8 protein-coding genes, 1 tRNA gene and 1 other RNA gene are annotated in these 5,500 nt (G+C 66.7%); 4 read left to right on the top strand and 6 right to left on the bottom strand.

What is annotated here, in order from left to right; all coding sequences use genetic code 11:
* On the bottom strand, positions 1–520 hold a 520-nt coding region (locus DD1DGNOD_RS03195), incomplete at its 3' end, for a DEAD/DEAH box helicase family protein (RefSeq protein ID WP_241255434.1).
* Positions 521–1,000: 480 nt separating this feature from the next.
* Here DD1DGNOD_RS03195 and DD1DGNOD_RS03190 point away from each other — a divergent pair.
* A complete protein-coding gene (locus tag DD1DGNOD_RS03190) occupies positions 1,001–1,363 on the top strand; it encodes a hypothetical protein (protein ID WP_131765148.1) in 363 nt (120 codons plus the stop codon).
* Between the two features lie 711 nt (positions 1,364–2,074).
* On the opposite strand, the gene DD1DGNOD_RS28715 is transcribed toward DD1DGNOD_RS03190, so the two are convergent.
* On the bottom strand, positions 2,075–2,203 hold the full coding sequence (locus DD1DGNOD_RS28715) for a type II toxin-antitoxin system RelE family toxin (RefSeq protein ID WP_241255433.1): 129 nt from the start codon (positions 2,201–2,203) through the stop codon (positions 2,075–2,077).
* 205 nt (positions 2,204–2,408) lie between these two features.
* Here DD1DGNOD_RS28715 and DD1DGNOD_RS03180 point away from each other — a divergent pair, with 205 nt between their 5' ends.
* Positions 2,409–2,630, top strand: a complete 222-nt coding sequence (locus tag DD1DGNOD_RS03180) for a GNAT family N-acetyltransferase (protein ID WP_346434255.1) — start codon at positions 2,409–2,411, stop codon at positions 2,628–2,630.
* Positions 2,631–3,034: 404 nt separating this feature from the next.
* Here DD1DGNOD_RS03180 and DD1DGNOD_RS03175 read toward each other — a convergent pair whose 3' ends face one another.
* The 4 genes from DD1DGNOD_RS03175 to DD1DGNOD_RS03160 all read right to left on the bottom strand — a co-directional run bounded on the left by DD1DGNOD_RS03175 (position 3,035) and on the right by DD1DGNOD_RS03160 (position 4,503).
* Positions 3,035–3,343 (bottom strand): hypothetical protein, encoded by a 309-nt coding sequence (locus tag DD1DGNOD_RS03175; protein WP_131765147.1) that lies wholly within the window; start codon positions 3,341–3,343, stop codon positions 3,035–3,037.
* Positions 3,340–3,564, bottom strand: a complete 225-nt coding sequence (locus DD1DGNOD_RS03170; protein WP_131765146.1) for a hypothetical protein — start codon at positions 3,562–3,564, stop codon at positions 3,340–3,342. Before DD1DGNOD_RS03170 ends, DD1DGNOD_RS03175 begins: the two co-directional genes overlap by 4 nt.
* Positions 3,565–3,932: 368 nt before the next feature.
* Positions 3,933–4,017 (bottom strand) — tRNA-Ser (locus tag DD1DGNOD_RS03165).
* A gap of 63 nt (positions 4,018–4,080) precedes the next feature.
* Positions 4,081–4,503 (bottom strand): TOBE domain-containing protein, encoded by a 423-nt coding sequence (locus DD1DGNOD_RS03160; protein ID WP_131765145.1) that lies wholly within the window; start codon positions 4,501–4,503, stop codon positions 4,081–4,083.
* 191 nt (positions 4,504–4,694) lie between these two features.
* Between DD1DGNOD_RS03160 and ffs the strand changes: the two genes are divergently transcribed.
* An RNA gene (gene ffs, locus DD1DGNOD_RS03155) (signal recognition particle sRNA small type) lies at positions 4,695–4,791 on the top strand.
* A gap of 70 nt (positions 4,792–4,861) precedes the next feature.
* Positions 4,862–5,500 (top strand): DNA polymerase III subunit gamma/tau (dnaX, locus tag DD1DGNOD_RS03150; protein ID WP_131769401.1); only part of this gene is annotated, 639 nt, incomplete at its 3' end.

The following is a 5,500-nucleotide window of genomic DNA, read 5'->3' as shown; positions in this document are numbered from 1 at the left end:
TGCCGCCGGTCGCGCGGCTCGACAGCTCCGCGCGGAGCTGTTCGCGGCTGCCGATCCGCACGGGTTCGCCCGGCAGCAGCAGGCTGGAACTGAACACCCCGTAGAGCTGGTCGTCGAGGTCGATCCGGTCGGTGAGCACCAGGATCGTCGGGTTCGCCAGCCGCGGGTCGACGCTGGCCTGGTAGGCGTAGAGCTCCATCTCCATCGACTTGCCGGAGCCCTGGGTGTGCCAGACGACACCGGCCTTCCCGTCGCCGCGGATCGCCTCGACGGTCTTCTCCACCGCCCGGCTGACCGCGAAGTACTGGTGCGCCTTCGCGATCCGCTTCCGCAGGCCGGAGCCGCCCACGCTGGCGAACGTGACGTAGCCGCGCAGCAGGTCGAGGAACCGGCGCTGGTCGAACAGGCCGTGCAGCAGCACGGTCTGCGCGTCGTCGTAGCGGATGTCGTCGACGTCGCGCGGCCACGCGCCGGGGTTTCCCTTCCGGTCAGCTCCTCGACCCTCGCGAACAGAACGCACCGAACACGCGGCATCTGTTCAGGCAACGGCCGAGTCCGACCTTCGGTAGCCGTCCAACGACCAGAACGGGCCGGGAAAGGGATCGGGAACGGCGGAAAAGACAGAGCCTGAACAAAGTTCCCACCACGAGAAAGTCAACCGTCCACACCTTTTCGATACTCGCCACAAGATACCCAGAAAGTGATCATCGAATGCGTTTCTTCATGCCGTCCAGAATCACAACTTCCGCTGAAACGCGTGCCAGACGGGCCGCTTCCCCCGCGATCCTCTCGCTCCTCGTCGCCGTGGCATTGGCGATGACCGGGTGCGCCGGCATCGATCCGGACGGAGCAGGAGCCGACATCGTCGGCCAGCCGGACGGCTCGGCCACCCCCGGCAGGGCGTCCGCCGGCGACGCCCCCGGCACCCGGCAGAAGCCGCTGCCCGGCCGGTACCACCGTCGACATCGGTGACTGGCAGCTGACCCTGGGCCCCACGGTCTTGAACGCGGCCGCCCAGGTCGCCGCCGAGAATCAGTTCAACAAGCCCCCCGCCGCTGGCCGACAGTTCGTGCTGGTGCCCGTCAAGGTGACCTACACCGGGACCGGCTCCGGGACACCGTGGGTCGACCTGTCGATCCACTTCCACGGCTCGGGCGGAAACACCTTCGGCGCGGGTGGCGAGGACGATTACTGCGGGGTCGTCCCGGACAGCCTCAGCGACGTCAGCGAGATGTTCCCGAACGCCGAGGCCTCAGGCAACGCCTGCGTGTCCGTCCCCACCGATCAGGTGCAAGGCGGTAGCTGGATCGTCGAGGAGTCTCTGTCATTGGACAGTAGCCGGGTGTTCTTCGCTCTCATGTAACGACTTCGTGGGGACGAGACCCGGCAGTAGCGCACGGCCCGGCGTGGCTGACGCCACCGAGGCCATCCTCACCCGCGGCGCGCAGCGCGCAGGACCGCCTGGGCGTCAACATCACCTCCGCGTCAAAACAGCTGGGACGATGACCGAGGCCACCCAGCGACGGGTAGTCACCGCACCGAGGCGCGGTGACTACCCGTGATGTTCTCTGTCCGTAGCTTCTGTGGTCCGCTCCGACCTCGGTGTCCACCGCCGCACCTTTCGGACCGGTCCACGCCCGGGTGGCGCAGCAGGGACCCGACGACGCGTGCAGGCGTGTGCCCACAACGTGCTCATATCGATCACCGGGGGCCAACCCCGAGGAGTTGATCATGTACTGGTGTGCCCACTTGCCCGTTCTGCGCTCACGGTGACCAAGGGTGCGACATCCCCAAAAGGGGCGTCTCCGCAGGCCAAGCCGGCGCGCGGAGGATACGAGATTCGAACCCGATCAAGAGCAAATCGGCGAGGATCGCTCATAGCCGGAATCCCCTGTGCCGCAGCGGTTTCCGCATCGAGCGTGATCGCTGACAGCCGGCCGAAAACGCTGATTGGTGGAACCGGCGTGGGGACCGTGTGGGTTCCAAGAGATCGAAAAGACCGCGGTCCGGGACGCGAGGATGCGCCCGGATCACAGTCACGCTGGGTCACTCGGACGTCTTGTCCGGTCGGTGCTCAGCGGTGGTAGACGTCGCGGCGGTGGTCGATGTCGACGACGGTCACCGTCATGGCCTTGTCGTCGATGCGGTAAATGATCCGATAGGTGCCACGGCGGGTGCTGAACCGGTCGTCCAGCGGCGGCATCAGCCGCTTCCCCACCCGGTAAGGAGCCTCCAGAAGCGGCCCGGTGATGAACTCGTACGCGGCCCCGTGGCCACGGCCTTGGGAAGGCGCTCGGCGAGCGCGCGGCGGACGGTCGGAGTAGTCCGCAGGGTGTGGCGCTCGGCCAGCCCGGTCATGCGGCGCCGAGCCGGCGCCGCATCGTCCCGGACAGCTCCTCCGCCGCGACCTGTGGGGACTGGGGCTGGCGACCGAAGCCGGAGCGGCGGTACTGGAGTTCGCCTTTACCCATGTCGGGGCTGACGAGGTCATCTCGTTGATCCACCCGGGCAATGCCGCATCGATCCGGGTTGCCGGCAAGCTCGGCCTGACCGACGCACACCGCACGTTCCGCGGCGACGCCGTATACGCCATCGCCCGGCAGACGTGGGTGGCGCGCGGCGGCGGCTGACGTCGTTCCGGACGACTGCCCGACACCGCGCAGCCTGCTACCGCAAACGGATGATCGGATACACAGCCGGGCGAAGCCCGGCACCGGGGGTCCGGGGGTCGCCCCCCCGGGCAGGCATCACGGCCACCCGCGAAGCTGAACGCAGTTCAGCGAGCAGGCCAAACCAGCGCGCGGCGGATGCGAGATTCGAACCCTTCGGACGGCATGTCAGGCGATGCCGGATGAACCCAGATATGCCGGTCTACCCGGGCGTTTCACGCTCTGTGATGTCAGGATGGGCCAGGGAACCACAGGGGTGATCAGAGTGTCCGTGCCCACCACGCGCCCATATTGATTAAGGGTTCACGGCCCGGTTCCCGAGCGGGGCCGGGCCTCGAGCCGTTGGCGTTGGTGACCGGTGCTTGCTAGGCGTCGGTGAGTTCGCGGGCCTGCGTGCCAACCTCGCGGATCATCCGCTCCCAGTCGGGAGTCGCGCCGCCGGCCGCGTGGATCGCGGTACGCGTGGCGGTGAGGGACTTGTGCAGAGCCTCTTCGAGGGTGTCAGCATCGACGATCATTGTGACGTCGATGCGGCCGGTGCTGAGGGTGGCGCCAAGGTCGGGGTCGGTGACGTTGTGCAGGCTGTACAGAGCGTCAGCGAGAAGATCAGTATAAGCGTCAAGGCCGTCGAGCGGGCCACTGGCCTTGAGTTCGGTCATCGTGTAGTACCTCACGGCATGTCCTCCTTCCAGCATGTTCGGCTCTTCAGATACCCGCGGAGGTTCTTCTCGTAGTTGGGGTCGGACGGGGTGAGGTGCACGAACTTCTTGTGGAGCTCACCGCAGGTGCAGAACATCTTGAAGTAGCCCTTGCCCCTGTCGACCTTCCAGCCTTGCTTCTCTGCGCTCCGTAAAACGGCCTCCAGCTCCTTGATCGGGTGCCGTGGTCTAAGCATCCCTCAACCTCCGCTCGAACTTACCCACGTCGCCGGTCAGGCACAGCGTTTCGCGGCTAATTACACAAGCGTGATTCGCCGTGTGTGGCCCTTTCGTGACCATACGTGAGTTCCTGGTGTGATGAGACGGTAGCGGCCCGACCATCGAGCCCGGCGCAGGGGGCATTGGCCGCGCATCCGCTGATCTCTCGTTGCCCGTCCCATGGGCTCAGTCCCGCTCCCGCCACCCGGGCCGGTGCCGGTCCATCCACCCTTCGACGTCCGCACGCAGCCACAGCCGGACCTGCGGATCCTCCGCCGACGGCTGGATGATCAAAGGGTCCGGGAACCCTTTCGAGGCAGTTCAGCGAGCAGGCTAAGCCGGCGCGCGGAGGATGCGAGATTCGAACTCGCGAGGGGTTGCCCCCAACACGCTTTCCAAGCGTGCGCCCTAGGCCACTAGGCGAATCCTCCGTTGGCCACCCTATCGGATCTGACGGACGATGGAGGCGCCGGGCGGAGCGATCCCCCGCCGAGTCAGACGCCGGCGATCGCGACCTCCGTGGACTTGATCAGGACGGTGACCGCGGAGCCCTGCGCAAGACCGAGGTCGGTGGCAGCCGCCTTGGTTATCGCGGCGGTGATCTGGTCCCCTCCCTCGATGGCAACCTTCACGACGGCCATCGCCCCACCCTGGTCGATCCCGGTAACCGTGCCGGGGATCTGGTTGCGGATACTCAGGCCGGACACCGCGTTCACGGCCAGGGCCACCTCAGTCGACTTGACCAGGATCCGGACCTGCGAGCCATCGGTGACGCCAAGATCCCGGATCGCCTCGGTGGTCACCGCGGCAGTCACCTCCTGCCCGGCAGCCAGGCGGATCTTCACAGTGCCGATCACCTCACCCAAGGTGATTTCGGTCACAGTTCCGAGAATCTGGTTACGGATGCTGATGCTCATGCTCGACCTCACCGAGTTTCCTGCGCGCTGTGGGCGATCGGGGTGCCGCTACCTTCGCACGGCGTGCACTCGGGCCGTCGCGAGACTGAATGGTATGAAATACTTCGCTACGGTTTGTCGACCAGATAACGATTACCCGTGGCAGGCCGACCCCACAGCGAAGATCCCTCCAGCAGGCCATAGACTGTCGAGCAGACCCCTCGCGCGGCGTCACCCTCGTGAACCCCCCCAGGGCCGGAAGGCAGCAAGGGTAAGCAGGCTCTGGCGGGTGTGCGGGGGGTCGTCCTTTGTTACGTGGGCGCCTTCGTTACGAGGGCGTGGTCCTGGGTTCCGATGAGGCAGGTAAGCCGGTGGTCCAGTGAGCGGTGCGCTGTACAACCGATACCGTCCGGCGACCTTCTCCCAGGTCGTCGGCCAGGAGCACGTCACCGGCGCGCTCATGCAGGCGCTGCGCACCGGCCGTCTCCACCATGCCTACCTGTTCAGTGGGCCGCGCGGCTGCGGCAAGACGTCGTCCGCGCGCATCCTTGCCGCATCCTTGAACTGCGTGAACGGTCCGACACCGGAACCGTGCGGGGTCTGCGAACAGTGCGTGTCGATCCGCGGTGGGGTCAGCATGGACGTCACCGAGATCGACGCCGCCTCCCACGGGCTGGTCGACGACGCCCGTGATCTGCGAGAGCGTGCGTTCTTCGCACCCGCCTCGGCGCGCTTCAAGGTGTTCGTCGTCGACGAGGCGCACATGGTCACCGCGGCGGCCTTCAACGCTCTGCTCAAGGTCGTCGAGGAGCCCCCGTCCTACCTGAAGTTCGTGTTCGCGACCACCGAGCCAGACAAGGTCATCGCCACCATCCGGTCCCGGACGCACCACTACGCGTTCCGGCTGGTTCCGCCCGGGGTGCTGCGTGACCATCTGACGTCGGTCTGCGCGCAGGAGGGCGTGGATGTCGACCCGGCGGTGTTACCGCTGGTCGTGCGGGCTGGCGCCGGGTCGGTA

Origin of the sequence: Candidatus Protofrankia californiensis (assembly GCF_900634765.1) — a bacterium.
GTDB lineage: Bacteria > Actinomycetota > Actinomycetes > Frankiales > Frankiaceae > Protofrankia > Protofrankia californiensis.
This window is presented reverse-complemented; position numbering and strand designations above follow the sequence as displayed.

Bases quoted from the DNA above. Each gene is read 5' to 3' on its own strand.
- DD1DGNOD_RS28715 (WP_241255433.1), bottom strand. From the start codon at position 2,203: ATGCCGCCGCTGGACGACCGGTTCAGCACCCGCCGTGGCACCTATCGG.
- DD1DGNOD_RS03170 (WP_131765146.1), bottom strand. From the start codon at position 3,564: ATGCTTAGACCACGGCACCCGATCAAGGAGCTGGAGGCCGTTTTACGG.
- DD1DGNOD_RS03160 (WP_131765145.1), bottom strand. From the start codon at position 4,503: ATGAGCATCAGCATCCGTAACCAGATTCTCGGAACTGTGACCGAAATC.